The organism is Cupriavidus agavae (assembly GCF_004217045.1).
Classification (GTDB): Bacteria; Pseudomonadota; Gammaproteobacteria; order Burkholderiales; family Burkholderiaceae; genus Cupriavidus; species Cupriavidus agavae.
In genome coordinates, this window is record NZ_SGXM01000001.1 from 1,122,039 (window position 1) to 1,140,690 (window position 18,652).

The following is an 18,652-nucleotide window of genomic DNA, read 5'->3' on the forward strand; positions in this document are numbered from 1 at the left end:
TTTGATGAAACTGCATACTCCACTGATGAAATCCCTGAGCGCGGCTGCTCTGGCCGCAGTGGCCCTGAGCGCGGCAGCGCCGGCGATGGCTCAGGAAACGCGCATTGCCGCGGTGAACTCGGAACGTATCCTGCGTGATTCGCAGCCCGCCAAGGTTGCCCAGGTCAAGCTCGAGCAAGAGTTCTCGAAGCGTGACCGCGAGCTGCAGGACATGGCCCAGAAGATCAAGGGGCTGGCCGACAAGCTGGACAAGGACACTGCCGTGCTGGCCGATGCGGACCGCCAGCGTCGACAGCGTGAGGTGGCCGACCTGGACCGCGAGTTCCAGCGCAAGCAGCGCGAGTTCCGCGAGGACCTGAACCAGCGCCGCAACGAGGAACTGGCCCAGGTGCTGGAGCGCGCCAACCGCGTGATCCGTCAACTGGCCGAGCAGCGCAAGTACGATCTGATCGTGCAGGAAGCGGTCTACGTGAACCCGCGCATCGATATCACGGATGACGTGATGAAGGCGCTGAACGCCGGCGCGAAGTAATCGCGGCCACGTCCCAGCGCAGTCACCGTTTTTCGTTTTTTCAAGGAAGTACCGCCATGCAGACACCCACACTGGGTCAGCTCGCCACCGAATACGGCGCGCAGGTTGTGGGTGATCCCGACCTGCCCGTGCGCGGTCTGGCGCCGCTCGACCAGGCCGGTTCCGGCGATCTGTCGTTCCTCTCCAATCCGCTGTACCAGGCGCAGGCGCTGGCTTCGAAAGCCGGCGCCGTCATCGTTTCGCCTGCGGATCTGGAACGCATCCGGGCCGAAGGCCACGCCGAGGGGCGCAACTGGCTGGTGGCGCGCAACCCGTATGTCTGCTTTGCACGCGTGGCGCAGCGGTTCGACCGCGAGGCCAACCTTGACCCGCGCGTGGGCATCGACGCCCGCGCCACGGTGGCGGTTGACGCCATCGTGCCGGCTTCGTGCTTCATCGGCCCGAATGTCGTGATCGAGGCGGGTGCCCGGCTCGGCGAGCGTGTCCGCATCCTCGCAAATGCCTTTATCGGCGCAGGCGCGGAGATCGGCGAAGATACGCTCATCTACGCGAACGTTTCTGTCTATCATCGTTGCGTGGTGGGCGCGCGCAACATCCTGCACAGCGGGGCGGTGATCGGTGCCGATGGCTTCGGGTTCGCACCCGATATCGGCCCGGCCGGCGTCGAGTACGTCAAGATTCCGCAGGTGGGACGGGCGGTGCTGGGCAATGACGTCGAGATCGGCGCCAACAGCTGCGTGGATCGCGGCGCCATGGCCGACACCGTGATCGAGGACGGCTGCAAGATCGACAATCAGGTACAGATTGCGCACAACGTCCATGTGGGCGCGCATACCGTGATTGCCGGGACGGCGGCGGTGTCGGGCAGCACCCGGATTGGCAAGTTCTGCGTCATTGGCGGCGCGGCCAATTTTTCGGGCCATCTGAATATCGCCGACCGGACCACGGTGTCCGGCGGCACGTCGATTACCAAATCGATAACAAAACCCGGTGGGCATTTCACCAGCGTGTTCCCGTTCACGTCGCATGGCGAATGGGAGCGCAATGCAGCCATCGTGCGCGGCTTGTCGAAGCTGCGCGAGCGAGTAATGCAGCTGGAACGCCGCCTGCGCGGCGCGCCGGCCGGGTCCGATAGCAACAAACAAGACGAAGAGAGATCATCATGACAGCCTCCGATATCGACATCCGCAAGATCCTGAAGCTGCTGCCGCACCGCTACCCGATCCTGCTGGTCGACCGGGTGCTCGAGTTCGAGCCGCAGAAGCGCATCAAGACCCTGAAGAACGTGACGATCAACGAGCCGTACTTCATGGGCCATTTCCCGGAGCAGCCGGTCATGCCCGGCGTGATGATCCTCGAGGCGCTGGCCCAGTCGGCCGGCCTGCTGACGTTTGGCGCGGACATGGAGCGCAAGGAAGGGGCGCTGTACTACTTCGTCGGCATCGATGGCGCACGCTTCAAGCGCGTGGTGTACCCGGGCGACCAGCTGCACCTGAACGTCACCGTGGAACGCTACATCCGCGGGATCTGGAAATTCAAGGCCAATGCCACCGTCGACGGCGAAGTTGCCTGCGAAGCCGAGCTGATGTGCACGGTCAAGCAGGCCGACGCCTGATTGCCCCGTCTCGGGACCCAACCGCAAGTACAGGACACGACGCATGACGAAAATCCACCCCTCCGCACTGGTCGATCCGAAGGCTGAACTGGCTGGCGACGTCGAGGTTGGCCCGTTCTCGATCATCGGGCCGAACGTTCGCATCGGCAGTGGCACGCGGGTTGGCTCGCATACCACGGTCGAGGGTTATACGACTATCGGCGAAGGTAACCGCATCGGACCGTATGCTTCGGTGGGCGGCGTGCCGCAGGACATGAAGTACGCCAATGAGCCGACCCGGCTTGAAATTGGCGACCGCAACACCATCCGCGAATTCACGACGATCCACACCGGTACCGTGCAGGACCGCGGCGTGACCAGTCTCGGCAACGACAACTGGATCATGGCGTATGTGCACATTGCCCATGACTGCCGCGTTGGCAACCACACGGTGTTCTCCAGCAACGCGCAGATCGCCGGGCACGTGGAAGTGGGCGACTGGGCGATCCTGGGCGGCATGAGCGGCGTCCACCAGTTCGTCCGGATCGGCGCGCACGCCATGCTGGGCGGCGCTTCGGCGCTGGTGCAGGACGTGCCGCCGTTCGTGATCGCGGCCAGCGACAAGAACGGCAACAAGGCCACCCCCCACGGCATCAACGTGGAAGGGCTGCGCCGCCGTGGTTTTGACGCCGCGCAAATTGCGTCGCTGCGCCAGGCATACAAGCTGCTCTACAAGTCGGATTTGAGCTTCGATGACGCGCGCAACGAAATTGCCACGATGCTCGGCCAGACCGATGCGGAAACGGGCGCGCCGCTGAAGTCGTTCGTGGAATTCCTGGCCGCTACCCAGCGCGGCATCGTTCGCTGATCCAGGCCGCACATGGCTGAGGTTGCGATGCAGGCCGCGCTTCCCGTCGACGGGATGGCGCAAACGAACAAGCGGGGCACGATCGCCATGGTCGCCGGCGAGGCATCGGGCGATCTGCTCGCGTCGCTGCTGCTTGGCGGGCTGCAAAGCCGGCTGGGCGAGACGGTCAACTATGCCGGCATCGGCGGTCGCCGGATGATGGCGCAAGGCTTTGTGTCGCATTGGCCGATGGACACGCTGTCGGTCAACGGTTATGTCGAAGTCCTGGGTTCGCTGCGCGAGATCCTCGCGACGCGCCGGGCCATCCGCGAGCAACTGATCGCCCAGCCACCGCTGTGTTTCATCGGCGTCGACGCGCCAGATTTCAATTTCGGACTCGAAGTGCCGTTGCGCCGCGCCGGCATTCCGGTGGTGCACTTCGTCAGCCCGTCGATCTGGGCCTGGCGCGGCGGACGCATCCGGACGATCGCCCGCGCAGTGGACCATATCCTCTGCCTGTTTCCGTTCGAACCCGAGATCTACGCCAAGGCGGGCATTCCGGCGACGTATGTCGGGCATCCGCTGGCCGACGTGATCCCCATGGTTCCCGACGTCGCCGGCGCCCGCGCCACGCTCGGCCTGCCGGCGGGCAAGCGTATCGTCGCGGTGCTGCCGGGCAGCCGCCAGTCGGAAGTCCGGAATCTCGGCGCCACATTCTTCGAGGCAATGGCCCGGATGCACCGGATGGATGGCAACCTGGCGTTCGTGCTGCCTGCGGCCAGTCCGGCGCTGCGTGAGATCATCGCCGGGCAGCACGCACAGCATTCCGAACTCGATCTGACGATTGTGGATGGGCAGTCACATTTGGCCATGGAAGCCGCCGATGTGGTATTGCTGGCGAGCGGCACGGCCACGCTGGAAGCTGCGCTGTACAAGAAGCCAATGGTCATTTCGTACAAGGTGCCCTGGCTGACAGCGCAGATCATGAAGCGGCAGGGCTACCTGCCGTACGTCGGCCTGCCTAATATTCTGTCAGGACGTTTCGTCGTGCCCGAACTGCTGCAGGACGATGCCACGCCCGAGGCGCTGGCCCGCGAAACGCTGCTCCAACTCAATGACGAGGGCAACGTGGCGTTCCTGCGCGAACATTTCACCGCCATGCACCAGACGCTGAAGCGCGATACGGCCAACCTGGCCGCCGGCGTGGTGGTCGACCTGATGCACAGCCGGGGAGTGCGCTGATGGCCCGGCCGAAAGCCGCCGCGACGGCGCAACTCGGACTCGAACTGACGCAGACCGTGGCGGTCGTGCAGCGCCTGTGCGGCGTGGACGAGGCCGGACGTGGACCGCTGGCCGGCCCGGTCTACGCTGCGGCGGTAATTCTCAACCCCGAGCGCCAGGTCCGCGGACTGGCGGATTCCAAGATTCTCACGGCCGAGAAGCGCGAGACGCTGTTCGAGCGGATCTGCGAGCGCGCGCTGGGCTGGCATATCGCGTTTGCAACCGTCGAGGAGATCGATTCGATCAACATCCTCCACGCATCGATGCTGGCCATGCGGCGCGCCGTGCAGGGGCTGGCAGCCAGCGGGGTGGTGCCGGATCTGGTGCAGGTCGATGGCAATCGCTGTCCCGAAGTGCCGTTCCCGGTGGAAGCGATCGTCAAGGGCGATGCCAAGGTGCGCGCCATCTCGGCGGCGTCGATCCTGGCTAAGGTGGCGCGCGACCGCAATCTGGTCGAGTTGCACCACCAGTATCCGCAGTACGGGTTCGACAGCCACTTCGGCTACCCGACGCCCCAGCATTTTGCCGCCCTGGACAAGCACGGCGCCACGCCCCATCACCGGCGATCGTTCGCCCCGGTCCGGCAGGCGCTCGAGCGCGAACGCGCCGCGCTTCAGGTGCAGGCCGTGAGCGCCGATGCGCCGCCTTTTTGAGATCCGCTCTTGAAGCATGTCACCTCGCGCGATAACGCGCTGTTCAAGCATCTGAAGGCATTGGTCGGTTCCACGCACCAACGGCGCAAGGCCGGGCAGTCGGTGCTCGATGGCGTGCATCTGGCCGAGGCCTACGTGGCGGCCCTCGGCCAGCCGACCAGCTGCGTCGTTGGCGAGCGGCACTACGACCATCCCGAGGTACGACCGCTGCTCGACCTGATCGAGCCCGAGCGGGTCGTGGTGCTGGCCGATACGCTGTTTGCGCAGGTCAGCAATGTTGTCAACGGTATCGATCTTCTGCTGGTCATCGACACGCCGGCTGGCCACCTGCCGTCGACCATCGACACCGATTGCATCATCCTCGATGGCGTACAGGATGCCGGCAATGTCGGCTCCATCCTGCGCAGTGCCGCCGCAGCGGGCATTCCGCACGCGTTCCTGACCACGGGCTGCGCGTTCGCGTGGTCCGTCAAGACGCTGCGCGCCGGCATGGGCGCCAACTTCCACCTCAACATCGTCGAGCATTGCACGCTCGACATGCTGGCCGGCCGCCTGGCCGTGCCACTGCTGGCGACGTCTTCCCATGCCGATGCCATCGTCTTCGAGACCGACCTGCGCCAACCCGTAGGCTGGATCGTCGGCAACGAGGGCAGCGGAGTCAGCGCGGAATGGATGGATCGGGTCACACGCAAGGTCGGCATTCCGCAGCCGGGCGGACTCGAATCGCTGAACGTCGCCGCCGCCACCGCCGTGTGCCTGTTCGAGGCGGTGCGTCAGCGTCGCTGAGCGCCTACCGGGCCCGATCGAGCAACAGGTCGATCATGCGGTCGATCTTGCCATCGAGCCTGTCGATCTTGCCATCGAGCCGGTCGATCTTGCGGTCTGTCTGTTCGAACCGCCGGTCCATCTGCTCGAACTTTCGGTCGACGGCCTCGAACTTCCAGTCGATGGCCTCGAACTTCCGGTCTATCAGCGCGAACTTCTGGTCAATCTGTTCGAATTTGTCTTCCAGCCGCTCGAACCGGGCGTCCGTCCGGGTTTCGAGCCGCGATATCCGTTCGCCCATGTCGTGCTGCGAGCTTTGCAGCGAGTCGAGCCGAAGGATGATGGCTTCGGTGGTCTTGTCCGTATGCCGGGAGGATAGTTCGAGGATGCCGAAGATGCCGGCGAGCGAAACGGCCACGCCGCCAAAGATGGTGGCAGCCGTACGAAAACCGGGGGTGCTGGACCTGGAGCGAATGCGATCCCGATCGCGGTTGCTCCGTTCGAACGGGGAGTGGTACTGGTCGGCGGTGATGGCAGTCATGGTGGCGTCGATAAGTTGTCGTCGAGTCACGACATCCTGCCTCCCAGGACTGCCCCCTGCCTATTAGACGATTCTCAAACTGGCGAGAAAATCAGTAGTTATCTCGGTCAATCTTGATCTCCTGCAAAATCGTGGTGGCGATCTCCTCGATGGACTTGTGTGTCGAGGACAGCCACTTGATGCCTTCGCGGCGCATCATCGCCTCGGCTTCGTTGACTTCATAACGGCAATTCTCCACCGCCGCGTATTTGCTGCCGGGCCGCCGCTCGTTGCGGATCTCGGTCAGGCGTTGCGGATCGATCGACAGCCCGAAGATCTTGGCCTTGAACGCGTAGAGCGCCGACGGCAGCCTGCCGCGCTCGAAATCGTCGGGGATCAGCGGATAGTTGGCCGCCTTGAGGCCATACTGCATGGCGAGGTACAGGCTGGTCGGGGTCTTGCCGCTGCGCGACACGCCCACCAGGATGACATCGGCTTCCTCCAGGTTCTTGTGTGACTGCCCGTCATCGTGCGCCAGCGAGAAGTTGATCGCCTCGATGCGGTTCTTGTAGGCTTCCGTGTCGGCATTCTGGTGGAAACGGCCGATCGCGTGCGTCGACTTCAGTCCCAGTTCCTTTTCCAGCGGCTCGATGAAGGTCTGGAACATGTCGAGGATCATGCCCTTGGCGCGCCGCATCGCCTTGTTCGACTCGGCATTGACCAGCGTGGTGAAGACAATCGGCTTCACGCCCTCGTTATAGAACGCCTCGTTGATCTTGCTGACGGCAATATGTGCCTTATCCGGCGTATCGACGAACGGCATCCGCACTTTCCTGAAGCGCATCTCGAACTGCGCCAGAATCGAGTGGCTGAACGTCTCGGCCGTGATCCCGGTGCCGTCCGAGACGATGAAAACCGTCCGGACCTGCGGGCGATCGGCCGGGGCCGTGGCGCCGGTGGATGCGGAGCCGGCGGCCGGCGGGGTGGTCGAAAGCGGGGCGGACGCGGGTTGCGGTGCGTCAGGCGCGTCGGGCAGGGACATGTCTGGACAATTATTTTTTGAGACGGCCGCTGCGCGAAAGTGCGATGCGGCACGGTAGAATAGCGGCGATCTTTTGGCTAAGCAATTCCGCCAGCGTCGATCGGGCAACGATTCCGGGCCCGATTGTCGATAATGTGCGGTGCAGCATCGGAGCCATCCGATGGCAGCCGGAATTGCTCAGCCAAGCGATCCGCCGGGGACAGAACATCAATCACATACCATCAATCACATACCGGTCGGTGCAAAAGATTTCTTACTTTGTTTTGAGGCTTTCATGACCAACCAGGTAGATAACGGCGCCTACGTGCTGCCGTTCGAAGAACTGCGCATGCAGGACGTGGAGACCGTCGGCGGCAAGAATTCGTCGCTCGGCGAGATGATTTCGCAACTGGCTACCGCCGGCGTGCGGGTTCCGGGCGGTTTCGCCACCACGTCGCTGGCCTTCCGCGACTTCCTCGCCTTCAACGATCTCACCACCCGTATTTCCGAGCGTCTGAAGACGCTCAACGTCGACGATGTCAAGGCGCTGGCCGAAGCCGGTGCCGAGATCCGCGGCTGGGTGGCCGCCGCCCCGTTCCAGCCCCGCCTGGAAGCCGAAGTCCGCGAGCATTACGCACGCGTGTCGGCCCGTGAAGGCGCCGAGGCCTCGTTCGCCGTGCGCTCGTCGGCCACGGCCGAGGATCTGCCCGACGCTTCGTTCGCCGGCCAGCAGGAGTCTTACCTGAACGTCAGCGGCATCGACGACGTGCTCGACAAGATCAAGCACGTGTTCGCCTCGCTGTACAACGACCGTGCAATTTCCTATCGCGTCCACAAGGGCTTTGCCCATGATGTCGTGGCCCTGTCGGCTGGTATCCAGCGCATGGTCCGCTCGGACCTGGCTGCCTCGGGCGTGATGTTCACGATCGACACCGAATCGGGCTTCCCCGACGTGGTCTTCATCACGTCGAGCTACGGCCTTGGTGAAACGGTGGTGCAGGGTGCCGTCAACCCTGACGAGTTCTACGTCTTCAAGCCGACGCTGGAAGCCGGCAAGTACCCGGTGATCCGCCGCTCGATCGGCTCGAAGCTGATCAAGATGGAGTTCACCAAGCCGGGCGAAGCCGGCCGCGTGAAGACCGTCGACGTGCCGCCCGAACTGCGCAACCGCTACTCGATCACCGACGAGGACGTCAGCGAACTGGCGCGCTACGCGATGATCATCGAGAAGCACTATGGCCGCCCGATGGACATCGAGTGGGGCAAGGACGGCAAGGACGGCAAGATCTACATTCTGCAGGCGCGCCCGGAAACGGTGAAGAGCCAGGCTGCCGGCAAGGCCGAGCAGCGCTTCAAGCTCAAGGGCACGTCCGCCGTGCTGACCAGCGGCCGCGCCATCGGCCAGAAGATCGGCACGGGCCCGGTGCGCGTGATCAACGATCCGTCCGAGATGGAACGCGTGCAGCCCGGCGACGTGCTGGTGGCCGACATGACCGACCCGAACTGGGAGCCGGTGATGAAGCGCGCCGCGGCCATCGTCACGAACCGTGGCGGCCGTACCTGCCACGCGGCGATCATCGCGCGTGAACTGGGCGTGCCGGCCGTGGTGGGTTGCGGCGACGCGACCGACCTGCTCAAGGACGGTACCCTGGTGACGGTTTCGTGCGCCGAGGGCGATGAAGGCCGCATCTATGACGGCCTGCTCGAAACCGAAGTGACCGAGGTCCAGCGCGGCGAAATGCCCACCATCGCGACCAAGATCATGATGAACGTCGGCAATCCGCAGCTGGCGTTTGATTTCGCGCAGATTCCGAATGAAGGCGTGGGCCTGGCCCGCCTGGAATTCATCATCAACAACAACATCGGCGTCCATCCGAAGGCGATCCTGGACTATCCGCAGGTCGATGCCGACCTCAAGAAGGCCGTCGAATCGGTGGCCCGTGGCCACGCCAGCCCGCGTGCGTTCTACGTCGACAAGCTCGCCGAGGGCATTGCCACGATCGGCGCCGCGTTCTACCCGAAGCCCGTGATCGTGCGTCTGTCGGACTTCAAGTCGAACGAGTACAAGAAGCTGATCGGCGGCTCGCGCTACGAGCCGGACGAGGAAAACCCGATGCTGGGCTTCCGTGGCGCCTCGCGCTACATCTCCGAAGACTTCGCCGAAGCGTTCGAGATGGAATGCAAGGCCATGAAGCGCGTGCGCGACGAAATGGGCCTGACCAACGTCGAGATCATGGTGCCGTTCGTGCGGACGCTGGGCCAGGCCGAGCGCGTGATCGAACTGCTGGCCAAGCACGGCCTGAAGCGCGGTGAGAACGGCCTGCGTATCATCATGATGTGCGAAGTGCCGTCGAACGCGATCCTGGCCGAAGAGTTCCTGCAGTTCTTCGACGGCTTCTCGATCGGTTCGAACGACCTGACGCAGCTGACGCTGGGCCTGGACCGCGACTCGGGCATGGAACTGCTGGCCAAGGATTTCGACGAACGCGATCCGGCCGTGGTTTTCATGCTGCAGCGCGCCATTTCCACGGCGCTGCGCCTGGACAAGTATGTCGGCATCTGCGGTCAGGGACCTTCGGATCACCCGGACTTTGCCGCATGGCTGGCCAAGGAAGGCATCAAGTCGATCTCGCTGAATCCTGATTCCGTGGTCGAAACGTGGCAACAACTGGCTTCGTGAGGCATCACGCGTCACAATAGCCAGATCACAATAATGACGACCGGCCGCAAGGCCGGCGTCTTGCGGCACCGGCCCTGCGGCAGGTGTTCCAACTGCCCCCGCAGACGCCGAAAGCGTTTGACGGGGGCTTTGTTTTTCGGGTTGCTGTCACGTCAGAATAAGGAGCGGGATGACGTCGTATTACCTATGGTTCGCGGCCGCCGTGGTGCTGATCATCGCGGAAATGGCCACCGGCACGTTCTATCTGCTGATGATCGCCGCTGGCGTGGCGGCAGGTGGGCTTGCCGCCCTGGTCGGGCTTGACGTGCCATTCCAGACCCTGGCCGCCGCAATCGTCGCGATCATCGCCATCGCGGCGCTGCGGCGTACCCGCTATGGCAAGCTGCGCCGCAAGGATGCCGGCACCGATCCCGATGTCAATCTCGACATCGGGCAGGAACTGGACGTGGCGGCCTGGGATGGATTCGGACGCGCCCGCGTGCCCTACAGGGGCGCCGACTGGACCGTGGAACTGCTGCCCGGGATGGATCGCGCGCCGGGCCGGTTCCGGATCGTGGAAGTCCGCGGCACGACGCTGATCGTTTCGCCGCGTTGAATCTCCGGCGCCGCGAGGTACCCTTGCCGCCGACCTTTTTCTCTTTTGACGGGAGTTGTAGATGCTTCTTTTCCAGCTAGGCGTGCTACCGCTGATTCTGCTCATTGGCGCGATCGTGCTGATTGCCAAGGCCATCAAGATCGTGCCGCAACAGCACGCCTGGGTGCTGGAGCGCCTGGGCCGCTACCACGCGACGCTGACGCCGGGCCTTTCCATCGTGGTGCCGTTCGTCGACCGCGTGGCCTACAAGCACATTCTCAAGGAAATCCCGCTCGACGTGCCCAGCCAGGTCTGTATCACGAAGGACAACACGCAGCTGCAGGTCGATGGCGTGCTGTACTTCCAGGTGACCGATCCGATGAAGGCGTCCTACGGTTCGAGCAACTTCGTGGTGGCCATCACGCAACTGTCTCAGACCACGCTGCGGTCTGTGATCGGCAAGCTGGAGCTGGACAAGACCTTCGAGGAGCGCGATTTCATCAACCACAGCGTGGTCAATGCGCTCGACGAGGCGGCCGCGAACTGGGGTGTCAAGGTGCTGCGCTATGAAATCAAGGACCTGACGCCGCCGAAGGAGATCCTCCATGCGATGCAGGCCCAGATCACCGCCGAGCGCGAGAAACGGGCGCTGATCGCGGCGTCCGAGGGCAAGCGCCAGGAGCAGATCAACCTGGCGTCGGGGGCGCGCGAGGCAGCCATCCAGAAGTCGGAAGGCGAGAAGCAGGCGGCCATCAACCAGGCCCAGGGCGAGGCCACGGCGATCCTGGCCGTGGCGGAGGCCAATGCGCAGGCCATCGAGAAGATTGGCCACGCCATCCGCAACGAGGGTGGGATGGAGGCCGTGAACCTCAAGGTGGCCGAGGAGTACGTGGCGGCGTTCGGCAACCTGGCCAAGCAGGGCAACACGCTGATCGTCCCCGGCAATATGGGCGACATGAGCACCATGATTGCGTCTGCGCTGCAGATCGTGAAGGGGCAGGGCGGTACGCGGGGCCTCTGACGGGGTCCGGGCAACAAAGAAAAACGGAGGCCGAGGCCTCCGTTTTCTCGTTCTTATTCTTTCGACCCGCCTTTCATGATCCGGGCCTTCTCGCGCTCCCAGTCGCGGTTCTTCTCGGTTTCGCGCTTGTCGAACTGCTTCTTGCCCTTGGCCAGGCCGATTTCGCACTTCACGCGGCCGCGCGTGTAGTGGAGGTTCAGCGGTACCAGCGTGTAGCCGCGCTGCTCCACCTTGCCGATCAGCTTCTTGATCTCGTCCGCCTTGAGCAGCAGCTTGCGGGTGCGGACGGGGTCCGGCGTGACGTGGGTGGACGCGCTCTGAAGCGGGCTGATATGGGCGCCGATCAGGAACATCTCGGCATCGCGCACCACGACGTAGCCTTCCTTGATCTGGACGCGGTTCGCGCGGATTGCCTTGACCTCCCAGCCTTCCAGCACGATCCCGGCCTCGTAGCGCTCTTCGATGAAGTAGTCGAAAAAGGCTTTCTTGTTGTCAGCGATCGTCATGCGGGTGGTGGAATCCTTTGCAGGCCGCCGGGTCTGCCGGCGGCCGGTTGTCTGGTGTCGGGCCCGGTATCGCACAGGCGGTGTGGTGTGCGGGCCATGCCGGGCGTGCCGGGTTCGCGGCGGTCGGCTAAAATCGGGATTCTAGCAAACCACCCCGGCCCCGGCCATGATCGCGGGGCCTGCGAACCGAATACATGGCAGACGTCCATAAATCCGTGCTGCTTGGTTTTTCCGCCGAGCAGATGTACGACCTGGTCACGCGCGTCGAGGACTATCCCAAGTTCCTGCCCTGGTGCGGCGGCGTGGAGGTCTTCGAACAGACCGAAACCGTGCTCGACGCCAAGATCAATATCCATTTCAGTGGCATCAAGCAGTATTTTCATACGCGCAACATCCAGGAACGGCCTACCCGCATCGATATGACGTTCGCGGACGGTCCTTTCAAGACCTTCAACGGCTGCTGGCGCTTCACGCCGCTGCGGGCCGATGCCTGCAAGGTCGAATTCCACCTGCACTACGAGTTTTCGAGCGTTCTGCTCGAAAAAATCATAGGACCGGCCTTCAGCGTCATCGCCAACACCTTCGTTGATGCCTTCGTCAAGCGCGCCGAAGTGGTATATGCCGACAAGTCCTGACCCGGCCGGCCCGGTGCGGCTCTCGGTCTGCTATGCGCGGCCCGGCCACGTATTCCTGGAATCCGTGGCCGTTGCGCCCGGCACCACGATCATGCAGGCCGTTCAGTCCAGCGGGCTGATCGCTGCCTGCCCGGAAGTCGATCCGACCACGATGCGGGTCGGCATCTTCGGCAAGCTCAAGACCATCGATACGGTGGTGCGGGAAGGGGATCGCGTCGAGGTCTATCGGGCGCTGACGGCCGATCCCAAGCAGGCGCGCCGCAAACGCGTCCAGAAAACGCGTTCGGGCGAGCGGGAGGGGCAGAAATGGCGGAGTGGGGGCGGGACCGCCTGAGTCGGTCAGCCGGTGCAGTGCTGGCTCATCGATTCGTTGGTCCGGGCCAGTTCCGCGGCGCGCTCGTCGTCATTGAGCCGCTGGGCCGTGCCATCCGCGCCCGCCCGTGACACGCGCATGCCCTGGCTCAGGCCGGTGGCGTAGTTGCGCATTTCCTGGCAGCGTTCCTGCCGCGCCAGTTCCTGGCGCTCCTTGGTGGCAGCTTCCAGATCGGCCTTGATCCTGGCGTCCCGGCGCTCGCGGAATGCCTCGTCCGGGGTGGCCGGCTTGTCGCCAGCCTTGGCGGGCTTGTCGGTGGCAGCCCGGGCGCTGACCGGCTGCATGCGCGGTTCGCCCTTCGCAGCCTTCGGCCCCGACTTGATCTCGGCCGTGCCAGCTTCGTCCTCGACAGGGCGGTAGGCGCCTGCAATGCGCCCCGGAGCAGCCTGGATGGCGCTGGCCGGTACCGATAGCGGCGGCGGCACGTCGCTGTAGACCGTGCGACCGTTGGCGTCCTTCCATTGCCATTGCGAAAAGGCGGTGCCCGGTGCTGCCAGCGCGGTGAGTGCGGCAAACAGGGCGGCAACCAGCGGATACGGCACGGACGATCGTTTCATGGCGATGGCGTGAGCAGGGCGGACGGGAAGAAATCTTCGGAATCAGACGCCGGTGGGGTTGACAGCGATGTGACCCGTGCGGCATCGCGCTAGTCTACTGAGCCTTGTCCGTGGCATGCAAGCGGACGGACCAGGCCACGCCGACCATCAGCAGCACGATGGCGGCGATTTCCAGGGGCCGGGGCCAGCGGTGATCGAACACAAAGCCATATGCCAGCGCGAAAAGCGTCTCGAAGACGATCATCTGGCCCGACAGCGTCAAGGGCAGCCGGCGGCTCGAAATGTTCCAGAGGTTGTTGCCAATAAGCGACGCTCCGAGCGCAACGGCCGCGTTGACAGTCCAGAACCACTGCCAGTCGCGGCCGCTTCCCGGTGCGGTCAGGTGGTCGCCAAACACCATCCAGCCGGCCACGGCCAGGACCAGCGATACCAGCCCCGTCGAAAGTCCGTACAGCGCCGACCACTCGTTGCCGCTGAAGTGCGGATTGCGCTGCAGGTAGCGGGCGTTGTCCACCGCGTAGAGTGTCCAGCAGACCAGCGCCCCTGCGGCGCAGACCACGCCGGCCAGCTTCTGCCAGACCGGCCGCGCCACGGCTTCGGCGGTCGCCCCGTGCGCGCTGCCGCCGCCACCGAACAGGTCGATATTGATGCAGGCGATGCCTGCCGCCACCACCAGCAGCGGCAGCAGCAGCCGACGCAGCGGCACGGCGCCATGGTCGCGCCGGCCCATCAGCGTGACCGAAATCGGCAGGATGCCGATGATCAGCGAGGTTGGCCCCACGCCAGCCAGTTGCACGCCGAACGCCAGCAGCACGTAATAGAGCAGGTTGCCGGTAAAGGCCTGGCGCAGCAGCGCCACGCAGTCGGCGCGGGTCAGTTTGCGCGCAATGCGGCGCATCAGCGGCAGCGCGGCCACGCATGCCACCAGCCCGTACGCCAGGTAGCGGCCGATGGCCAGTTCCCACGGCGAAAACACCGGCAGCAGCTTCGGCGCGATGAAGACCATGCCCCAGAACGCTCCGGCCAGCAGGCCGCACAACACGCCGATTCCCATGGTTTCCGATGCGCCGTTGAAAAAGGAGGCCGAGGATAACAAAGGCATTGCAGGAACGCATCAGCAAATCCTGCATTCCGGTATAATCTGCTTTTGCGCCTAGAGGATTTGCTATGCGTCTTGTCCAGAAAGCACTCACATTCGATGATGTGCTGCTCGTACCGGCCTATTCGGCCGTCCTGCCCCGGGATGTTTCCCTCCGCACCAGCCTGACCCGTTCGATCGAACTCAACATTCCGCTGCTGTCCGCCGCCATGGATACAGTGACGGAAGCCCGCCTTGCCATCGCCATGGCACAGGCCGGCGGTATCGGTATCGTCCACAAGAACCTGAAGCCCGCCGACCAGGCCCGCGAAGTAGCGCGCGTCAAGCGCTACGAGTCGGGCGTGCTGCGTGATCCGATCACCATTTCGCCCGACATGAAGGTGCGCGATGTGATCGCCCTGTCGCAGCAGCATGGCATTTCGGGTTTCCCTGTGCTCGAGGGCAAGACCGTAGTCGGCATCATCACCAACCGCGACCTGCGCTTCGAGGAAGAACTCGACGCCCCGGTGCGCGCCAAGATGACCCCGCGCGACAAGCTGGTGACCGTCGCCGAGGGTGCCCCGCTCGAGGAAGCCAAGCGCCTGATGAACCGCCACCGCCTGGAGCGCGTGCTGGTGGTCAACAGCGCATTCGAGCTGCGCGGCCTGATTACCGTGAAGGACATCCAGAAGGCCGTGGACAACCCGCTGGCCAGCAAGGATGCCCATGGCCAACTGCGCGTAGGCGCCGCGGTGGGCGTGGGCCCCGATAACGACGAACGCGTGGAACTGCTGGTCAAGGCCGGCGTCGACGTGATCGTGGTGGATACCGCGCACGGCCATAGCCAGGGCGTGCTGGACCGCGTGCGCTGGGTCAAGCAGAACTTCCCGCAGGTGCAGGTGATCGGCGGCAACATCGCCACCGGCGCCGCCGCGCTGGCGCTGGTCGAGCATGGCGCCGATGGCGTCAAGGTCGGTATCGGCCCGGGCTCGATCTGCACCACGCGTATCGTGGCCGGTGTGGGCGTGCCCCAGATCACCGCCGTGTCGAACGTGGCCGAGGCCCTGAAGGGCACCGGCGTGCCGCTGATCGCCGATGGTGGCGTCCGTTACTCGGGCGACGTGGCCAAGGCGCTGGCGGCTGGCGCGCATACCGTGATGATGGGCGGCATGTTCTCGGGCACCGAAGAGGCGCCCGGCGAGGTGTTCCTGTTCCAGGGCCGCTCGTTCAAGAGCTACCGCGGCATGGGCTCGGTGGGCGCGATGAAGGATGGCGCGGCCGACCGCTACTTCCAGGAAGACAACACCGCGAACGTCGACAAACTCGTGCCGGAAGGCATCGAGGGACGCGTGGCCTACAAGGGCCCGGTCCAGGCGATCATCCACCAGCTTACCGGTGGTATTCGTGCGTCGATGGGCTATTGCGGTGCCAGCTCGATCCCGCAGTGGCACGAGACTGCCGAATTCGTGCAGATCACGGCCGCGGGCATGCGTGAATCGCACGTCCATGACGTGCAGATCACGAAGGAAGCCCCGAACTACCATATCGACTGATCCTGACCCCGCCCCTGGCCGGACATGCCGGCCCCGGGGCGTCACGGCCGCGCTGGTTTCGTCGGTGTCGACGAGGCCGCGCGGCCGCGCTGCAACTAGGAGCGCCCATCCATGAAGGTACTGCTGCGAGCCGTTCTGTTTTTCGATGCGCTGCTCGACCTGCTGATCGGCATGCTGCTGCTGATGTCGCCGTTCACCACGCTCTACGCCGCGTTGCAACTGCCCGTGCCGGAGCCGGCGCTGTTCGGCCAGTTGCTCGGCGCCGCCACGGTCGGCATGGCCTGGCTGCTGTTCTCGGCGGCCGTCAACGGGCACATGACAGTGCCGGTGGCGCGCACGGTTGGCTGGGTGAACCTGGTCAGCGCGATCCTGATTGCGGTCTGGACGCTGTTCCTCGACATGCCCGTGCAGGGCGCGGGCAAGGTGTGGCTGCTGACGATGGCCGCCATGCTGCTGTTCTTCGCCATCGTGCAGATTCCCGCCGCGAAGAAGGTCCGGCTGCGCGAGCGGGCGCTTGCCGAGCAGGAAAGGGCCAGCCGTGAGGCACGGCCTGCCGAAGTCCATTATCCGAACCACGCCGATGTCCGCGACGCCCGCGACGTGACTGACGTAAGCGACGTGACCGTTGTGACCGACCGCGGCGCCGCCCGCCCGGCGCGTCCGGCGACGTCCCCAGCATCCCCCGAATACCGGCGCGAGCCGGTCATCACGCCGCCCCCCGGTTACGGGCCGGGCACCGAAGTGATGCCCGATTCCGACCCGGAAGCAACGCCAACTGCCCATCATGCACGACAAAATCCTCATCCTTGATTTCGGTTCGCAAGTCACGCAACTGATCGCGCGCCGCGTCCGCGAAGCGCACGTCTACTGCGAGATCCACCCGAACGACGTCACCGACGAATTCGTCCGCGAGTTCGCGCCGAAGGGCGTCATCCTGTCGGGCAGCCACGCCAGCACGTACGAAGACCACCAGCTGCGCGCGCCGCAGGCCGTGTGGGATCTGGGCGTGCCCGTGCTGGGCATCTGCTACGGCATGCAGACCATGGCCGTGCAACTGGGCGGCAAGGTGGAGTGGAGCGATTCGCGCGAATTCGGCTACGCCGAGGTGCGCGCCCACGGCCACACCAACCTGCTCGATGGCGTCGAGGATTTCACCACGCCGGAAGGCCACGGCATGCTCAAGGTCTGGATGAGCCACGGCGACAAGGTCACGGCGCTGCCCGAGGGCTTCAAGCTGATGGCCTCGACCCCGAGCTGCCCGATCGCCGGCATGGCCGACGAGGCGCGCGGCTACTACGCGGTGCAGTTCCACCCGGAAGTCACGCATACATCCAAGGGCCGCGAGATGCTGGAGCGCTTCGTGCTCAAGATCAGCGGCGCCAAGGCGGACTGGGTCATGCGCGACCACATTGCCGAAGCCGTCCAGAAAATCCGCGAGCAGGTAGGCGACGAGGAGGTGATCCTGGGCCTGTCCGGTGGCGTGGATTCGTCGGTGGCCGCCGCGCTGATCCATCGCGCCATCGGTGACCAGCTGACCTGCGTGTTCGTCGATCACGGCCTGCTGCGCCAGGACGAAGGCAAGATGGTCATGGACATGTTCGCGGGCCGCCTGCACGCGAAGGTCATCCACGTCGATGCCTCGGACCAGTTCCTGGGCCACCTGACCGGCGTGACCGACCCCGAGCAGAAGCGCAAGATCATTGGCCGCGAGTTCGTCGAGGTCTTCCAGGCCGAGGCGAAGAAGCTCGGCAATGCCAAGTGGCTGGCGCAGGGCACGATCTACCCGGACGTGGTGGAATCGGGCGGCACCAAGACCAAGAAGGCGACCACGATCAAGAGCCACCACAACGTGGGCGGCCTGCCGGAAACGCTGGGCCTGAAGCTGCTGGAACCTCTGCGCGACCTGTTCAAGGACGAAGTCCGCGAACTCGGCGTGGCGCTGGGCTTGCCGCCCGAGATGGTCTACCGCCACCCGTTCCCGGGTCCGGGCCTCGGCGTGCGTATCCTGGGCGAGGTCAAGCGCGACTACGCCGACCTGCTGCGCCGGGCGGACGCCATCTTCATCGAGGAACTGCGCAAGACCATCGCCACCGAGCAGGACGCCGCCGCCGGCCTGTGCGAGCCGCATCAGGTGGGCAAGAGCTGGTACGACCTGACCAGCCAGGCCTTCGCGGTCTTCCTGCCCGTGAAATCGGTCGGCGTGATGGGCGATGGCCGCACCTACGACTACGTGGTGGCCCTGCGCGCCGTGCAGACCACGGACTTCATGACCGCCCACTGGGCACACCTGCCGTACGCACTGCTCGGCCGCTGCTCGAACCGCATCATCAACGAAGTGCGCGGACTGAACCGGGTGGTGTACGACGTGTCCGGCAAGCCGCCGGCGACGATCGAGTGGGAGTGAGCTTGGCGCCGCGTTGAAGCGTCTACGGTTCGACCAAAAGAAGGCTGCGGAATAGCGG

Annotated in this window: 20 protein-coding genes; 15 read left to right on the top strand and 5 right to left on the bottom strand. The window is 64.6% G+C overall.

All coding sequences use genetic code 11. The annotated features are described in order from the left end of the window. Positions 1-4: 4 nt before the first annotated feature. From EV147_RS05060 to EV147_RS05090, 7 genes are read left to right on the top strand one after another with little or no spacing between them, the layout of a single operon-like run. Positions 5-532 carry an OmpH family outer membrane protein gene (locus tag EV147_RS05060; RefSeq protein WP_130390005.1) on the top strand — a complete coding sequence of 176 codons (528 nt, stop codon included), beginning with the start codon at positions 5-7 and terminating at the stop codon, positions 530-532. Positions 533-588: 56 nt separating this feature from the next. Continuing rightward, entirely contained in the window at positions 589-1,698 is a 1,110-nt protein-coding gene (lpxD, locus tag EV147_RS05065; protein WP_130390006.1) for a UDP-3-O-(3-hydroxymyristoyl)glucosamine N-acyltransferase, read from the top strand. Beyond that, on the top strand, positions 1,695-2,147 hold the full coding sequence (fabZ, locus tag EV147_RS05070) for a 3-hydroxyacyl-ACP dehydratase FabZ (RefSeq protein ID WP_130390007.1): 453 nt from the start codon (positions 1,695-1,697) through the stop codon (positions 2,145-2,147). Before lpxD ends, fabZ begins: the two co-directional genes overlap by 4 nt. Before the next feature lie 43 nt (positions 2,148-2,190). Then, positions 2,191-2,994 carry an acyl-ACP--UDP-N-acetylglucosamine O-acyltransferase gene (lpxA, locus tag EV147_RS05075; RefSeq protein WP_130390008.1) on the top strand — a complete coding sequence of 268 codons (804 nt, stop codon included), beginning with the start codon at positions 2,191-2,193 and terminating at the stop codon, positions 2,992-2,994. 27 nt (positions 2,995-3,021) lie between these two features. Further along, on the top strand, positions 3,022-4,215 hold the full coding sequence (gene lpxB / locus EV147_RS05080; protein WP_130391191.1) for a lipid-A-disaccharide synthase: 1,194 nt from the start codon (positions 3,022-3,024) through the stop codon (positions 4,213-4,215). Next, entirely contained in the window at positions 4,215-4,907 is a 693-nt protein-coding gene (rnhB, locus tag EV147_RS05085) for a ribonuclease HII (RefSeq protein ID WP_130390009.1), read from the top strand. The genes lpxB and rnhB overlap by 1 nt, the downstream gene beginning before the upstream one ends. A gap of 9 nt (positions 4,908-4,916) precedes the next feature. Then, positions 4,917-5,693, top strand: a complete 777-nt coding sequence (locus tag EV147_RS05090) for a TrmH family RNA methyltransferase (protein ID WP_130390010.1) — start codon at positions 4,917-4,919, stop codon at positions 5,691-5,693. Positions 5,694-5,697: 4 nt separating this feature from the next. On the opposite strand, the gene EV147_RS05095 is transcribed toward EV147_RS05090, so the two are convergent. Both EV147_RS05095 and ppsR read right to left on the bottom strand, forming a co-directional pair. Then, the gene (locus EV147_RS05095; RefSeq protein WP_130390011.1) at positions 5,698-6,213 is read right to left on the bottom strand and encodes a hypothetical protein; all 516 of its coding nucleotides are present in this window, start codon (positions 6,211-6,213) and stop codon (positions 5,698-5,700) included. A gap of 91 nt (positions 6,214-6,304) precedes the next feature. Next, positions 6,305-7,234, bottom strand: coding sequence for a posphoenolpyruvate synthetase regulatory kinase/phosphorylase PpsR (gene ppsR, locus EV147_RS05100; RefSeq protein ID WP_130390012.1), 930 nt, complete (start codon positions 7,232-7,234; stop codon positions 6,305-6,307). A gap of 274 nt (positions 7,235-7,508) precedes the next feature. Here ppsR and ppsA point away from each other — a divergent pair, with 274 nt between their 5' ends. The 3 genes from ppsA (at position 7,509) to EV147_RS05115 (ending at position 11,488) form a co-directional block, all read left to right on the top strand. Beyond that, complete coding sequence (ppsA, locus tag EV147_RS05105) at positions 7,509-9,893, top strand: phosphoenolpyruvate synthase (RefSeq protein WP_130390013.1); 2,385 nt, start codon at positions 7,509-7,511, stop codon at positions 9,891-9,893. A 169-nt stretch (positions 9,894-10,062) separates the two neighbouring features. Next, positions 10,063-10,488, top strand: coding sequence for an NfeD family protein (locus tag EV147_RS05110; RefSeq protein WP_130390014.1), 426 nt, complete (start codon positions 10,063-10,065; stop codon positions 10,486-10,488). Positions 10,489-10,549: 61 nt separating this feature from the next. Beyond that, positions 10,550-11,488: an SPFH domain-containing protein gene (locus EV147_RS05115; protein ID WP_130390015.1), complete on the top strand. Its 939-nt coding sequence runs from the start codon at positions 10,550-10,552 to the stop codon at positions 11,486-11,488. 53 nt (positions 11,489-11,541) lie between these two features. Here EV147_RS05115 and smpB read toward each other — a convergent pair whose 3' ends face one another. Next, entirely contained in the window at positions 11,542-12,069 is a 528-nt protein-coding gene (smpB, locus tag EV147_RS05120; RefSeq protein ID WP_268907410.1) for an SsrA-binding protein SmpB, read from the bottom strand. A 119-nt stretch (positions 12,070-12,188) separates the two neighbouring features. Here smpB and EV147_RS05125 point away from each other — a divergent pair, with 119 nt between their 5' ends. Both EV147_RS05125 and EV147_RS05130 read left to right on the top strand, forming a co-directional pair. After that, the gene (locus tag EV147_RS05125; RefSeq protein WP_130390017.1) at positions 12,189-12,629 is read left to right on the top strand and encodes a type II toxin-antitoxin system RatA family toxin; all 441 of its coding nucleotides are present in this window, start codon (positions 12,189-12,191) and stop codon (positions 12,627-12,629) included. Then, positions 12,613-12,963 carry an RnfH family protein gene (locus EV147_RS05130; protein ID WP_130390018.1) on the top strand — a complete coding sequence of 117 codons (351 nt, stop codon included), beginning with the start codon at positions 12,613-12,615 and terminating at the stop codon, positions 12,961-12,963. Before EV147_RS05125 ends, EV147_RS05130 begins: the two co-directional genes overlap by 17 nt. Before the next feature lie 5 nt (positions 12,964-12,968). Here EV147_RS05130 and EV147_RS05135 read toward each other — a convergent pair whose 3' ends face one another. Together EV147_RS05135 and EV147_RS05140 are read right to left on the bottom strand one after the other, a co-directional pair. Continuing rightward, positions 12,969-13,559: a DUF4124 domain-containing protein gene (locus tag EV147_RS05135; protein ID WP_130390019.1), complete on the bottom strand. Its 591-nt coding sequence runs from the start codon at positions 13,557-13,559 to the stop codon at positions 12,969-12,971. Positions 13,560-13,653: 94 nt separating this feature from the next. After that, positions 13,654-14,613 carry a DMT family transporter gene (locus EV147_RS05140; protein WP_130390020.1) on the bottom strand — a complete coding sequence of 320 codons (960 nt, stop codon included), beginning with the start codon at positions 14,611-14,613 and terminating at the stop codon, positions 13,654-13,656. 113 nt (positions 14,614-14,726) lie between these two features. Between EV147_RS05140 and guaB the strand changes: the two genes are divergently transcribed. The 3 genes from guaB (at position 14,727) to guaA (ending at position 18,594) form a co-directional block, all read left to right on the top strand. Further along, positions 14,727-16,190: an IMP dehydrogenase gene (gene guaB / locus EV147_RS05145; protein ID WP_130390021.1), complete on the top strand. Its 1,464-nt coding sequence runs from the start codon at positions 14,727-14,729 to the stop codon at positions 16,188-16,190. Positions 16,191-16,301: 111 nt separating this feature from the next. Next, a complete protein-coding gene (locus EV147_RS05150) occupies positions 16,302-17,000 on the top strand; it encodes a hypothetical protein (RefSeq protein WP_130390022.1) in 699 nt (232 codons plus the stop codon). Then, positions 16,975-18,594 (top strand): glutamine-hydrolyzing GMP synthase, encoded by a 1,620-nt coding sequence (gene guaA, locus EV147_RS05155; protein ID WP_130390023.1) that lies wholly within the window; start codon positions 16,975-16,977, stop codon positions 18,592-18,594. Before EV147_RS05150 ends, guaA begins: the two co-directional genes overlap by 26 nt. Positions 18,595-18,652: the final 58 nt, after the last annotated feature.